The organism is Enterobacteriaceae endosymbiont of Donacia simplex, assembly GCF_012568645.1.
GTDB lineage: Bacteria > Pseudomonadota > Gammaproteobacteria > Enterobacterales > Enterobacteriaceae.
This window is the reverse complement of the sequence record NZ_CP046192.1, coordinates 399,328-414,268: the sequence shown is the minus strand read 5'-3', so window position 1 is coordinate 414,268 and position 14,941 is coordinate 399,328. Positions and strand designations below refer to the sequence as shown.

At 18.3% G+C, this 14,941-nt stretch carries 12 protein-coding genes and 1 other RNA gene; 5 read left to right on the top strand and 8 right to left on the bottom strand.

What is annotated here, in order from left to right; translation table 11 throughout:
* Positions 1 to 5 precede the first annotated feature (5 nt).
* Complete coding sequence (gene ffh / locus GJU00_RS02020; protein ID WP_168893636.1) at positions 6 to 1,376, bottom strand: signal recognition particle protein; 1,371 nt, start codon at positions 1,374 to 1,376, stop codon at positions 6 to 8.
* 137 nt (positions 1,377 to 1,513) lie between these two features.
* Between ffh and GJU00_RS02015 the strand changes: the two genes are divergently transcribed.
* Positions 1,514 to 2,260 carry a Nif3-like dinuclear metal center hexameric protein gene (locus GJU00_RS02015; protein ID WP_168893691.1) on the top strand — a complete coding sequence of 249 codons (747 nt, stop codon included), beginning with the start codon at positions 1,514 to 1,516 and terminating at the stop codon, positions 2,258 to 2,260.
* 119 nt (positions 2,261 to 2,379) lie between these two features.
* A complete protein-coding gene (locus tag GJU00_RS02010) occupies positions 2,380 to 3,768 on the top strand; it encodes a basic amino acid/polyamine antiporter (RefSeq protein WP_168893635.1) in 1,389 nt (462 codons plus the stop codon).
* A 92-nt stretch (positions 3,769 to 3,860) separates the two neighbouring features.
* Here the strand turns inward: GJU00_RS02010 and nrdB are convergent, their stop codons facing one another.
* From nrdB to priA, 4 genes are all read right to left on the bottom strand, one after another.
* On the bottom strand, positions 3,861 to 4,991 hold the full coding sequence (gene nrdB, locus GJU00_RS02005) for a class Ia ribonucleoside-diphosphate reductase subunit beta (RefSeq protein WP_168893634.1): 1,131 nt from the start codon (positions 4,989 to 4,991) through the stop codon (positions 3,861 to 3,863).
* 36 nt (positions 4,992 to 5,027) lie between these two features.
* Complete coding sequence (nrdA, locus tag GJU00_RS02000; protein ID WP_168893633.1) at positions 5,028 to 7,310, bottom strand: class 1a ribonucleoside-diphosphate reductase subunit alpha; 2,283 nt, start codon at positions 7,308 to 7,310, stop codon at positions 5,028 to 5,030.
* Positions 7,311 to 8,200: 890 nt separating this feature from the next.
* Positions 8,201 to 10,087 (bottom strand): tRNA uridine-5-carboxymethylaminomethyl(34) synthesis enzyme MnmG, encoded by a 1,887-nt coding sequence (gene mnmG, locus GJU00_RS01995; RefSeq protein WP_168893690.1) that lies wholly within the window; start codon positions 10,085 to 10,087, stop codon positions 8,201 to 8,203.
* A 55-nt stretch (positions 10,088 to 10,142) separates the two neighbouring features.
* Positions 10,143 to 12,233, bottom strand: a complete 2,091-nt coding sequence (gene priA, locus GJU00_RS01990) for a replication restart helicase PriA (protein ID WP_168893632.1) — start codon at positions 12,231 to 12,233, stop codon at positions 10,143 to 10,145.
* Positions 12,234 to 12,337: 104 nt separating this feature from the next.
* Between priA and rpmE the strand changes: the two genes are divergently transcribed.
* Positions 12,338 to 12,559, top strand: coding sequence for a 50S ribosomal protein L31 (gene rpmE / locus GJU00_RS01985; protein ID WP_168893631.1), 222 nt, complete (start codon positions 12,338 to 12,340; stop codon positions 12,557 to 12,559).
* A gap of 92 nt (positions 12,560 to 12,651) precedes the next feature.
* On the opposite strand, the gene rpmG is transcribed toward rpmE, so the two are convergent.
* The 3 genes from rpmG to grpE form a co-directional block, all read right to left on the bottom strand.
* Positions 12,652 to 12,816: a 50S ribosomal protein L33 gene (gene rpmG / locus GJU00_RS01980; protein ID WP_168893630.1), complete on the bottom strand. Its 165-nt coding sequence runs from the start codon at positions 12,814 to 12,816 to the stop codon at positions 12,652 to 12,654.
* A gap of 11 nt (positions 12,817 to 12,827) precedes the next feature.
* Positions 12,828 to 13,046 carry a 50S ribosomal protein L28 gene (gene rpmB / locus GJU00_RS01975; protein ID WP_168893629.1) on the bottom strand — a complete coding sequence of 73 codons (219 nt, stop codon included), beginning with the start codon at positions 13,044 to 13,046 and terminating at the stop codon, positions 12,828 to 12,830.
* Positions 13,047 to 13,143: 97 nt separating this feature from the next.
* Positions 13,144 to 13,788 (bottom strand): nucleotide exchange factor GrpE, encoded by a 645-nt coding sequence (gene grpE, locus GJU00_RS01970; RefSeq protein ID WP_168893628.1) that lies wholly within the window; start codon positions 13,786 to 13,788, stop codon positions 13,144 to 13,146.
* A 287-nt stretch (positions 13,789 to 14,075) separates the two neighbouring features.
* Here grpE and smpB point away from each other — a divergent pair, with 287 nt between their 5' ends.
* Together smpB and ssrA are read left to right on the top strand one after the other, a co-directional pair.
* Positions 14,076 to 14,552, top strand: coding sequence for an SsrA-binding protein SmpB (smpB, locus tag GJU00_RS01965; protein ID WP_168893689.1), 477 nt, complete (start codon positions 14,076 to 14,078; stop codon positions 14,550 to 14,552).
* A 7-nt stretch (positions 14,553 to 14,559) separates the two neighbouring features.
* Positions 14,560 to 14,922, top strand: a transfer-messenger RNA (tmRNA) gene (gene ssrA / locus GJU00_RS01960).
* The last annotated feature ends 19 nt before the right edge of the window (positions 14,923 to 14,941 follow it).

The window sequence follows — 14,941 nt, the reverse complement described above, 5'->3', positions numbered from 1 at the left end:
TATTCCTAATGTTTTAAATTAAAAAAATTTTTCACATATTTAATTATTTTATTAATATTATTATTTTTTTTCATTTTTTTAGTAACTAACATCATTTGATGATATTGTTTTAGTATAGCATTTATTTTAAAAATGGAAACTCCAGAGCCCAATGATATTCTTTTTTTTCTAGAATAATTAATTATATCTACATTTTTCCTTTCTAAATTAGTCATAGAATTCATTATTGTTTTAAGATTATTTATAGTAGAATTATCTATATTTAAAATATTCATCATAGGATGAGTAGAATATATATTATTGATTTGCATTTTTTTTAATAAAAAAGTAATATTTTTATTACCTATTTTTTTTATTTGTTCTAATTGTTCTAAAAAATCTTGTAAACTTAATTTATTTTTATTTTTTAATTTTTCAATTAATTCTTTATTTTTTTTTAAATCAATTTTATTTTTAATATTTTCAATAATAGTTAATTCAGAAGACATCCCCAGTATTTTAGAAGCGATAATTTCAGGAGAAAATATTGCAATATTATTTATTTTTTCTCCATTACCAATAAATTTTATAGGTTTTTTAATTATATATTTTACAGATAAAACAGCACCACCTCTAGTATCACTATCAGTTTTAGTTAAAAAAATTCCTGTTATTGATAACAATTCATTAAATTTTTTAGCACTATTAATAGAGTCTTGTCCAGTCATTGCATCTATAACAAAAAAAGTTTCTATAGGACATAATAAGTTAGAAATATTTTTTATTTCTTCCATCATTTTATCATTAATATGTAATCTACCTGCCGTATCTATAATTAATACATCATAAAAATTTTTTTTAGCATAATAAAATGCTTTTTTAGCTATTTCTAGTGGAGAAATATCTGAATCTATATTAAAAAAATTAATTTTGACACTTTGTGCTAAAATTTTTAATTGTTGTATAGCAGCAGGTCTATATATATCTGTTGATGCTACTAAAATTTTTTTTTTATATTTCTTTTTTAAAAAATATGCTAATTTTACAACACTAGTTGTTTTTCCTACTCCTTGTAATCCAACAAATAATATTATAGCTGGAGGTTGAGTTGCTATATTAATATTCTTATTAGAAGAATCCATTAATTTAATTAAATTTTCATGTATTAATTTTATAAATTCTTGTCCTGGAGTAAAATTATTATTAATTTTTTTACCAATAGCTTCTTTTTTAATTTTATTGATTAAATCTTTAATTACTTCTAAAGCAACATCTGATTCTAATAAATTAATATAAATTTCATTTAAAGTATCTTTAATATTTTTTTCTGTTAAACGCCCATAGTTTCTAATTTTTAATAATATTTTAGATAATTTATTACTTAAATTTTCAAACATTTAAATTCCTCAAATAAATTTTATTTTTTCTAAAAAAATCTTTTTTTATCTAAAAAAATGAATTATTAATTTCCTAAAATTAAAAAAAAAATATAAATTTATTTTATAAATAAAATAAATATTAATAACATAATATGATAAAAAATAAAAAATTAGAAATTATTATTAATAATAAATTAAACACTAATACTGATATAAAAGATTATATACCTAATGGATTACAAATAGAAGGTAAAAAATATATAAAAAATATTATAATGGGTGTAAGTGCTTGTCAAAAATTACTAGATATTGCTGTAAAATTTAAAACAGATGCTGTTATAGTCCATCATGGATATTTTTGGTATCATGAATCTCCAATAATTAGAGGATTTAAAAAAAAAAGAATATCTACAATTTTAAAAAATAATATTAATTTATATAGTTGGCATCTTCCTTTAGATATTAATCAAGAAATAGGAAATAATATTTATTTAGCTAAATTATTAAATATAAATATTATAGGAAAAATTAATCCTTTTATTTTTTACGGGTATTTAAAAAATAAAATCAATATAAAAAACTTTCTTTTTAAAATAAAAAAAAAACTAAATAGAATACCATTACATTTTGGAGAAAATGCTCCCAAAAAAATTTATAAAATAGCTTGGTGTAGTGGAGCCGGCCAAAAATTTTTTGAAGAAGTTATAAAATTTAATGTAGACGTTTTTATTACAGGAGAAGTATCAGAAATGAATATTCATATTGCTAATGAAAATGGAATTCATTTTATTAGTGCTGGACATCATGCAACTGAAAAAGGAGGAGTAATTATGTTAGGAAAGTGGTTAAAAAATAAATTTAAGTTAAAAACTAATTTTATTAATATCCATAATCCAGTATGAAAAAAATAATTATTTTTTTATAAAATTTATATAAAAATATCTTGTTATAAATTTTGTTAAAATTAATATTTTAAATTAAAAATATAAAATTAATAATTTATATAGAAAAAGGAATTATTTTGGATAAAAAATTAAATTTAATATCACTTATATCGTTAGTTCTTAGTTCTATGTTAGGAGCTGGAGTATTTAGTTTACCACAAAATATGGCTCTAAATGCAGGTCCTTTAGCTTTAATTATAGGATGGAGTATAACTGGAATTGGAATTATTTTTTTAGCTACAACATTATTATTACTTAATCAATTAAAACCTGATTTACAAGGAGGAATTTTTGCATATGCAAAAGATGGATTTGGTAATTTAATTGGATTTTACTCTGCATGGGGATATTGGTTATGTGCTGTTATTGCTAACATTTCTTATTTAGTTATTGTATTTTCTGCTATTAGTTTTTTTATTGATACTCCAAATCATACTATTTTTAGTAATGGTAATACATGGCAAGCTATATTAGGAGCCTCAATTTTATTATGGTTAGTTCATTTTTTATTACTTAATGGAACACAAACTGCTTCTATTATTAATATAATAACTACATTATGTAAATTAATTCCTTTAATTATTTTTATATTTTTATCTTTTATTGCTTTTAATTTTGAAATATTTAAAATAAATTTAATGGAATTAAATTTAAATATTCCTATTTGGAAACAAATTAAAAATACAATGTTAATAACATTATGGGTATTTATTGGAGTAGAAGGTGCTGTAATTTTATCATCTAGAGCAAAAAATAAAAATGATGTAGGTAAAGCTACTTTATTAGCAGTTATTATTGCGTTATTCATATATTTATTAGTAACTTTATTATCCTTTGGAATTATGGATAGAATTGATCTAGCAAGTATGAGAAATCCTTCAATGGCAGGGATAATGACAATTTTAATTGGTAATTTTGGAAATTTATTTACTGCAATAGGACTAATTATATCAGTTTGTGGAGCTTATCTTAGTTGGACTATTATGGCTGCAGAAGTACCATATATAGCATCTAAAAATAATATATTTCCTAATATATTATCTAAACAAAATATTTATAAAGCCCCTTCATATGCTTTATTATTTACAAATATAAGTATGCAAATATGTTTAATATTAATTTGGATAACTAAAATAGATTATAATAAATTATTAACTATTGCATCTGAAATGATCTTAATCCCATATTTATTAGTAGGTGCATATTTATTTAAAATATCTTTAAAAAAAAATAAATTCAATTTATTTATAAGTTTTGGTTCTTGTATCTATTCTATATGGTTATTATATGCAGCTGGTTTTTTAAATTTATTATTATCATTAATATTATATACTCCTGGATTAATATTTTTAATATTAACTAAAATTAATAATCCAAATATTTTATTTTTAAATAAAATAGAAAAATTTTTTTGTTTTATTTTATTAATATTATCATTTTGTGCTTTATATTTTTTAATAAAATAAATATTTAATTTTTGCTTAAAAATAATATATAATTAAAATCAATTATGACTGTTATTTAAATATTAATATATAACAGTCATAAAATAATAAATTTATAATTTAAAATTTTTAAATTTTTTAATATCTACTGTAGAATCAATTTGTCCTATTAAATAAGAACTAACTTCTACTTCTTGAGGTGCCATTTGTACATTATCTGAAATTAACCAAGAATTAATCCATGGAATAGGATTTTTTCGAATATTAAATGGACTTTTTAAACCAACTTTTTCCATTCTAATATTAGTAATATATTTAATATATTCACATAAAATATTTTTATTTAATCCTAGCATTGATCCATTACAGAATAAATATTCTGCCCATTTTTGTTCTTGTATAGATGCATTTAGAAATAATTGATAACATTTTTTTTGACATTCAATAGCAATTTTTGCCATATCTTTATCTTCTTCTCCTTTTTGCATCATATTAATTATATATTGTGTACCAATTAAATGTAAATATTCATCTCTAGCTATAAATCTAATTATTTTAGCATTACCTTCCATTAATTCTCTTTCTGCAAAAGCAAACGAGCATGCAAAACTTACATAAAATCTAATAGCTTCTAAAATATTCACACTCATTAAACATAAATATAACTTTTTTTTTAAATTATATAAATTAATGGTAACTTTTTTTTTATTTATTATAAAAGTACCTTCACCAAATAAATGCCAATAACTAGTAATTTTAATAAGATCATCATAATATTTAATTATATCATTTGTACGAAGAATTATATTATTGTTGGTAACAATATCTTCAAAAATTATTGATGGATCATTTACAATATTTCTAATTATATGCGTATATGATCGAGAATGTATCGTTTCAAAAAAAGACCATGTTTCTATCCACGTTTCTAATTCTGGGATAGAAACAAGAGGAAGCAATGCTATATTAGGACTTCTACCTTGAATAGAATCTAATAAAGTTTGATATTTTAAATTACTAATAAATATATGTTTTTCATTTTTTGGTAAATTTTGATAGTGAATACGATCATATGATATGTCTATTTCTTCAGGTCTCCAAAAAAAACTTAATTGTTTTTCTATTAAATTTTCAAAAATAGAATGTTTTTGTTGATCATAACGAGAAACATTTACAGATTGTCCAAAAAACATAGGTTCTTTTAATTGATTATTTTTTTTTTTTGAAAAAGTAGTATAACTCATTTCATTATCCTAATTATAATCAAAAATTATGTAAAATTAAATTATACAAGTTCCATTAAAACATACATTATTTTCTTCTAAAAAATTTTCATTTTGATTATCTTTAGCACCATCTCGAGTATTTTGATAATATAAAGTTTTAATCCCTAATTTATATGAAATTAATAAATCTTTTAATAATTGTTGCATAGGTATTTTATTTTTATTAAAACGATGAGGATCATAATTTATATTTGAAGAAATAGATTGATCAATAAATTTTTGCATTATACCTATTAATTTTAAATATCCATTATTATTAGGAATATCCCATAATAATTCATATTTTTTTTTTAATTTTAAAAATTCAGGAACTACTTGTTTTAAAAGACCATTTTTAGAGGTTTTAATGCTAATAAACCCTCTAGGAGGTTCAATACCATTAGTAGCATTTGATATTTGAGAAGAAGTTTCAGATGGCATTAAAGCTGATAAAGTAGAATTACGTAATCCATATTTTTTGATATTTTTTCGTAATTTTTCCCAGTTATAATGTAAATTTTCTGTATGGATATTATCAATAAATTTTTTATAAGTATCAATGGGTAAAATACCTTTTGAATAATTTGTATCTTTAAATAAAGGACATGGTCCTTCACTTTTAGCTAAATTATTAGATGCTTGTAATAAATAATATTGTATAGCTTCAAATGTTCTATGGGTTAAATTATTTGCACTATTATCAGAATAACGTACATTATTTTTTGCTAAATAATATGCAAAATTAATTACTCCAATACCTAATGGTCTACGACCTAAAGCAGAATTTTTAGCAGCAGGAATTAAATATTTTTGATAATCTAATAAACAATTTAATGCTCTTACAATTAAATTTGATAAATTTTTTATTTCTTTTAAATTTTTAATTTGTCCTAAATTAAAAGCAGCTAAAGTACATAATCCTATTTCTCCATTAGGATCATCAATTTTATTTAAAATTTTTGTTGGAAGAGTAATTTCTAAACAAAGATTTGATTGTTTTATTGGAGCTAATTTAGGATTGAATGAAGAATGAGTATTACAATGATCAACATTTTGAATATATATTCTTCCAGTTGAGGTACGTTCTCGCATCATTAACGAAAATAAGTTTATAGCACTGATTTTTTTTTTTCTAATTTTAATATTTTTTTCGTATTTTTTATAAAGTTCTTTGAATTTTTTTTGGTTTGAAAAAAAAGATTCATATAAATCAGGAACATCTGAAGGACTAAATAAAGTAATTTTTTCCCCATTAATTAATCGTTGATATAATAATTTATTAATTTGTACTCCATAATCAAGATGTCTTACTCTATTATTTTCCACTCCTCTATTATTTTTTAAAACTAATAAATTAGTAATCTCTAAATGCCATAAAGGATAAAATAATGTACCAGCTCCTCCTCTCACCCCTCCTTGTGAACAAGATTTAATTGCTGTTTGAAAATGTTTATAAAAAGGAATACATCCAGTATGTAATGCTTCTCCATTTCTAATTGGACTTCCTACTGCACGAATTCTTCCTGCATTAATACCTATACCTGCTTTTTGAGATACATATTTTACTATACTACTAGTAGTAGCATTAATTGAATCAATATTATCTCCACATTCAATTAAAATACATGAACTAAATTGTTTTGTAAGAGTCCGTACACCAGACATAATTGGGGTTGGTAAAGAAATCTTAAATGTTGAAATAGCTTCATAAAATAATTTAATATAATTTATTCTTTTATTAGATGGATATTTTGCAAATAAACATGCTGCAATAAGTATATATAAGAACTGTGCACTTTCATAAATTTTTCCTGTAATTCTATTTTTTATTAAATATTTTCCTTCTAATTGTTTAACTGCAGCATATGAAAAATTCATATCACGATTATGATCAAGAAATTTTTCCATTAAATCAAAATCTTTTTTTGTATATTTTTTTAAAAGAAATTTATCATATTTTTTTAAATACACCATATTTTTTATATGATCATATAATTTAGGAGGAATAAATTTTCCATATGCTTCTTTTCTTAAATATGAAATAGCTAATCTAGCAGCCATATACTGATAATCAGGATTTTTTTCTGAAATAAGATCAGCTGTTATTTTAATTATAATATTATGAATATTTACCGTACTAATTTTGTTATATATTTGTAGAAATAATTGTTTTTTTATTTGTGATAAAGATATTTTTTGTAAATTTTGTGATGAATGAGATAATAATGTGTTTATTTTATCTATATTTATTAATTCTTTACATCCATTTCTTTTTATAACAAATAAATTTTGTTTCATATATAATACCTTTTACATAAAAAATATAAATAATATATTAAATAAATTTAAAAAAATTAATTTTATAAAAATATTTAATTAATTTTTTATTAAAAAAAATAAAAAAACAGAATTTCTATCTTAAAAATATTTATTAAACAATAATAAATTTAGTAAAATTATAAGTATAATTAATATTATTACTTTTCTTTTATTTTAATATAATAAATTATAATTATAATAATGATAATATTATTAGTAATATAATTTAAAAAAAAATTTATAAGAATAACTAATAATATTTTAAATTAATTAATTACTAGAATATGTTTTTTCATATTAAATTTATTTTTTTAAAATAATTTCTATTAATTATTTTTTATAATTTTTTATATAATATAAAATTTCATATTTTAAAATAAATAAAAATAATGTTATTAATTAAATAATTTATAAAATATTTATTGTAATTATATTAATTTAAATTTTATTAAACTAAAAATATATAAATATAACTTTTAATTAAAAAATATACTTACAGATATTAAAAAATTTAAACTTAATTCTTTTATATAATATTAAAATTTTAATATGTTTAATTTTTATAAAATTACTAATATTTTTTCTTATTTTATTATTTATTTAAATAAAAAATATCATTTAGATTTAAATTAATATTAATATTTTTTATATTATTAATATTTTAATATTTTAAAAAATTTTTTAATTAAAAAAAAATTTTATTAAAGTATATAATACGTAATATTTTAGAAAATTTAGAATATATATGATTAACTTTTCTAAATAAGAATAAATAATATTTATATATTTAATATTTTATTAAAAATAATAATATTTTTTATAATTATATTTTAAATATTTAATAAAAAATTAATAATCAATATGCTAAACTAATATGTTTTTTTATTTTTTAATAAATAAATTAAAAGTATTGAAATATCTGCTGGTGTTATACCAGGTATTCTAGAAGCTTGTCCAATAGTAAAAGGTTTATATAAACTAAATTTATCTATTGCTTCGTATGATAAACTTTTAATATTACAATATTTAATATTTATTGGTATTAATGTTTTTTCATTTTTTTTAAATTTTTTAATAAATTCTTTTTGTCTTTTTATATATCCTTCATATTTTAATTCTGTTTCAATATATTCAATAATTTCTATACTTTCTTTTTTAAAATTAAACATATTTAATTTTATTAAATCTAAATAATTAATTTCAGAACGTTTTAATAAATTTATACCATTTATATTTTTTTTAATAGGATTGTGTAATAAAAGATTTATTTTTTTAATATTTTCTTTGTCATTTAAATTAATACAAAAATTTTTAATTTTTTGATATTCTTTTTCAATATTTTCTAATTTTTCATTAAATTTTTTCCAACGTAAATCATCCACTAAACCTAATTTACGACCTATTTCTGTTAATCTTATATCTGCATTATTTTCACGTAATATTAATCTATATTCTGCTCTAGAAGTAAACATCCGATATGGTTCTTTTGTCCCTAAAGTACATAAATCATCTACTAATACTCCAATATATGCTTGATTTCTTAGTGGAAACCAATGTTTTTTATTATCAATTAAAAGAGAAGCATTTAATCCAGCTATTAATCCTTGTGCTGCAGCTTCTTCATAACCAGTAGTACCATTAATTTGTCCTGCGAAAAATAATCCTTTTATAAATTTACTTTCCATTGTAGGTTTTAATCCTCTAGGATCAAAAAAATCATATTCTACAGCATATCCTGGTCTTGTAATATAAGCATTTTCTAAACCTTTAATTGATTGTATAATTGAAAACTGCATATCAAATGGAAGACTTGTTGAAATACCATTAGGATAAATTTCATAACTTAATATACCTTCTGGTTCTAAAAAAATTTGATGTTTATCTTTATCTGGAAATCTGATAATTTTATCTTCAATAGAAGGACAATATCTAGGTCCTTTACTTTTAATTAAACCACTATATACTGGGCTTTTAATAATATTATCTAGTATTATTTTATGTGTATTTTTATTCGTATATGTAATATAACAAGGTAACTGTTTAGGATGTTGTTTAGAATTACCAATAAAAGAAAAAAAAGGTAAAGGATTATCACTATATTGAATTTCTAATTTAGAAAAATTAATACTTCTTTTATCAATCCTGGGAGGAGTACCTGTTTTTAATCTTCCTTTTATTAAAGGTAATTCATTTAAAAAATCAGCTAATTCTGTAGATGAAGGATCATTAATTCTTCCTCCATAATATTTATTATTTAATCCAATATAAATTTTTCCATTTAAAAAAGTACCAGTAGTTAAAATTACAGTTTTTGTATTAATAATATCATTATTTTTAGTAATGATACCTATTATTTTATAATTTTTAATTATAATTTTTTTTACTTCTTGTTGAAAAATAAATAAATTTTCTTCTTTACTTAATGATAATTTGATTTGAGATTTATATAATTCTCTATCTGCTTGTGCTCTTGTTGATCTAACTGCAGGACCTTTACTAATATTAAGTATTTTAAAATTAATTCCAGAATAATCAATTGCAGTAGCCATTATTCCATTTAATGCATCTATTTCTTTTACTAAATGACTTTTTCCAATACCTCCTATAGCTGGATTACAAGACATTTGTCCTATTGTATCTATATTATTTGTAATTAAGAGAGTTCTTTTTTTCATTTTAGCACTAGCTATAGCAGCTTCTGTACCAGCATGTCCTCCACCTATAACTATTACATCAAATTTATTAAAATTAAACATAAGATTATTTACCATATTTAATAATAAAATATTAAGTTATTTTTATAATTTATAATTATGTTGGATCAACATTAATTATGAAATTAATTTTATTAAAATTCATAATTTTTTTAATTATAGAGATAATATAACTAATAATAAATTGTAATTTACTTTTTAAAGTATGTTGTAAAATAATTTGTTTTCTAAATAATCCTTTTCTTTTATTTTGTAATAATGATAAAGGACCAATAATAAAGAAATTTTTTTCATTTACATATTTATACATTATCTGTTTTTTTAACATTTCTAAAAAATTTAATAAAATTTTTTTATCATAAGACTCTAAAATTAAAATAATATGATTAGTAAAAGGTGGTAATAACATTATTTGTCTTTCTTCTAAAAGAAGATGTGCAATCTTATAATATTCATTATATTTTTTAAAAATTCTTTTAATAATTTCATTATATGGGTAATTTGTTTGAAGAATAACTTTTTTTTTTTTAATACCTATATCTAAATGATTATTTAATATACTAAAAATATATTGAGAAAAATATTCTGTTATTTTAAAATTTTTAGAAAAAAAAATATTATCTATATTTAAAATAATAATTAAAGTATTAATTAAAAAAGAAAAATATTCTTTATATAAAATTTGAGAAGAAATTATTATTAACGGTTTATTATTTTTAATTAATAAAATTTTTTTTAAAAAATTTTTACTATTAATATTTAAAATTAATGTTTTTGGAAATAATTTATTTAAAAATTCAATTAATTGTTCTTGTCCAATACCTATTGGTATAAAAAAATTTTTTTTACATAAAGGACAAAAACTTAACATGTTTATATTTTTTTTACAATATATACAATATAATTTCCATAATTTTTTAAAGAAAATATAATTTTTATTACAATTTTTACATTTTAAAGGTTTTTTACAAAAATTACATAATATAAGATTAGAATATCCTTGATATTTATAATATATAATAATTTGTTCATTATTTTTAATACATAATTGTATTTTTTTTATTAAATTTTTATGAAATAACTGTAATTTTGATATTTGTTTATTTACATCTAAAATTAAAAACTTAAAAAAATTTGTATATAATATTTTTTTATTATTTTTAAATAAAAATTTAAATTTTCCGATATTTATATTATATAATGTTTCTAAGCTTAATGTTTTTGAACTTAATATAATAGGAATATTTTCTATTTTTGCTCTTAAAATAGCAAGATTCCTTATATTATATTTATATATATTTGTTTTCTTATATATAAAATTATGTTCTTCTATTAAAAAGATTAATCCTAATTTAAAAAATTGTGTAAAAATAGTAAATTTTGTACCAATGATAATTAATATTTTACCATTTTTTATATTTTCCCAAATTGATAATGTTTTTTGATTTTTAAAATTTGAATATAGTAAACATACTGAAATATCTAATTTAGATATAAAATATTGATATAAATAAAAAAAATGATATTCTTGAGGTACTATTATTAAAACTTGTTTTTTTTGAGATATAATCATTTTTATAATATTTAAATAAATATTTATTTTTTCAAGAAAAATAATATTGTCTTGTGTTATCCAAACATAAAAATTTTTCTGAAAATCTTTTTTTTTTAAAAATTGTAATATTTTATTTATATTTTCTTGATTAAAATTACTATTTTTTTTTTTATAAAAAAAATGTGTATTATTTTTATTTGACAAAAATTTTTTTATATTAATAAAATTATATAATTTTATTAATTTTATATTATTTAAAATATTTATTTTTTCTACTTGTAAAGTATTTTTTAAATTTATTTTATATTTATTTTTTTTTCTAAAAAATATTGGTAATATCTGAAATAAAATTAATCCAATAGGATATTTATAATATTTAGAAATTTGATTTGCAAAATTTAAAATTGAAGAATTAAAAAGTGGTTTTTTATCTAAAATTTTATATAAAAATTTTAATTTTTTTATAGATATTTTAGAAAAATTATTAATTTCGATAACTATACCTATATAATTTTTTTTTTTTATAGGAACTATAACTCTACATCCAATATAAATTGATGTATTTTTAGGTAATAAGTAATCAAATTTGTTATATAGAACAGAATTATTAAATACTACTTTAATAATATTCATAATTTAAAGTTTTTATTCTTTTTTATAAAAATTTCCTTGTAATAATAAAATATTTTTATAAAATATGTAAATAAATTGTTTTAAAAATATATTATTGGTAATTTATGAAAAAAAATATCCATCCTGAATATAATAAAATTACTGTAAAATGTTCTTGTGGTAATATTATTAATACTAGATCAACTTTAAAAAATAATAAAGAATTAAATTTAGATGTATGTTATATATGTCATCCTTTTTATACAGGAAAACAAAAAAGAACTGATACTAAAGGACGTGTTGAAAATTTTAAGAAAAGATTTAAAAATTCTAAAATCTTTGAATAATTTGTTTTAAAAAATATTAATCAATAATTGTTAATTGTTAAAAACATTATTGATTAATATATTATTAATTATTAATTTTAAAGAATTAAACTCTATTTAATTTTTTTTTCTTTATATAATACATGTTTTCTAATATAAGGATCAAATTTTTTTATTTCTAATTTTTTTATATTTTTTTTATTTTTAGTAATAGTATAGAAATGACCAGTTTGAGCAGATGAAATTAATTTAATTAAAATACGTGTTTTTTTTGCCATAAAAATAACCTTTATTTTTTATATAAATAAATATTTTCAATACCTTTTTTATTTATTAATCTCATACCTTTTGCTGATACTTTTATAGTTATAAATTTTTTTTTTTTTTCTATCCAAAACTTATGAAAATGAATATTTGGTAAAAACTTTCTTTTAGTTGCATTCATTGCATGAGAACGATTATTACCTTTTACTGTTTTCTTACCTGTTATTTGACAAATTTTAGACATTTATAAAATCCTATTTTTCAAAGTTTTAAGAATATTTTATAAAAATAATATGTTCATTAACTATAATAGTTAATAAACATATTAACAAAAATAAACATTAATTATTATTAATTTTTTTAGTTTTAGATACAATTACCATTGCAGGTCTTAATAATCTCATATTAAGAAAATATCCTTTTTGTAAAATTTTTAAAATATAATTTTCTTTAATTACATCCGATTCTATAATAGACATCGCTTGATGTTGAGTAGGATCAAATGGTATATTAATTTCATCTATAATACTTACACCAAATTTTTTAATTAATACTAATAACGATTTTAATGTTAATTCAATACCTTCTATTATAGATAAATCAATATTATTTTTCTGTTTTTTTTTTAAATCTATAGCTCTTTCTAAATTATCTATTACTGGTAATAATTCATTAATAAATTTTTCTAATGAAAATTTATAAGCTTTTTCTATATCTAATAAAGTTCTACGTCTTATGTTTTCAATTTCAGATTGAGATCGTAATTTTAAATCCCATATATTATTTTCATTTTCTTTTAATTGTTTTTTAAGTTCAATAATTTTAAATTTATACTTATTATTTTTTTCTTTAAAATATTCAATATCATGTTTTTTAACATTTTCATTTTTTTTTATATTTTTACAATTTTTTTCTTTTATATTTTTATCATCTTTTTTTTCTATATTATTTTTTTTAATATCAATTGATGATTGATTATTTTTCATATATCATCCTTATATAAGTTTTATATAAAATTTAAAAATAAATACTTATTATAAATAATAATATATATTATTTTTTATAATAATAAATATTAAAAAATTTATTAAATAATTATAAAATAAAATTTTAAATTAATAGAATATTATATTTATTTAATAAATAATAAGATTATAATATATAAAATTTTAATTAATAAATATATTTTAATTTTTAAAAAATATTTTTTAAAATATATATTATTTAATATATTGATCTTATTAAATATAAAGACTATAATTAATAATATTTAATAATAAAATATTTTTATTATGGAAAAAAAAAATATATTATTTTTAATAAAAAAATTTACCATAATTTTTTTATTAAGGAAAAAATTAATGCAGGTCTTATTTTACAAGGTTGGGAAGTAAAATCATTAAGATTAAATAGAGTTAATATTATTAATAGTTATATAAGTTTCTTATATAATAAAGTTTATGTATTTAATTTAGATATTAATCCTATAAAGACAATTTGTAATCATATAAAATATGATAATAATAGAAAAAAACAATTATTATTAAAAAAAAAAGAAATAGAATTATTAAAAAATTATATAAATTTAAAAGGTTTTACTGCTGTAGTTATTGGTCTTTTTTGGAAAAAATCTTGGTGTAAATTAAGAATTGCTATTGTAAAAGGTAAAAGAAAATACGATAAAAGAAATATTATAAAAAATAAAGAATGGAATATTAATAAATTACGTTTTTTAAAAAAGAATATTTAAAATTTATGGGGCTGATTATGGATTTGACAAAGTTATAAAACTTGAAGAGCATGTCAAGGAACGGTAGGCCTTGTAAAAAAACCGTATAATATAGTTGCAAATACTGAAAAATACGCTTTAGCAGCATAAAAAACTGCAGGAAGCCCTGTTTCTTATTATTTTTCTCTTTGATAAAAGCAAACAGGTCATAAAAAAAGAGATCGTATACAATTAGTCTTAAAATTATATATTAAAGTTATTATTAGACTATATAATATAAAACTTAGTTTTATTAGTTTATATTAAGAAATCTTTATAAAATAAAACTAAACATGTAGTTCTAAAAGTGTAGTAATTTTGGACGGGGGTTCGAATCCCCCCAGCTCCAATAATTATTATTTAATTATATA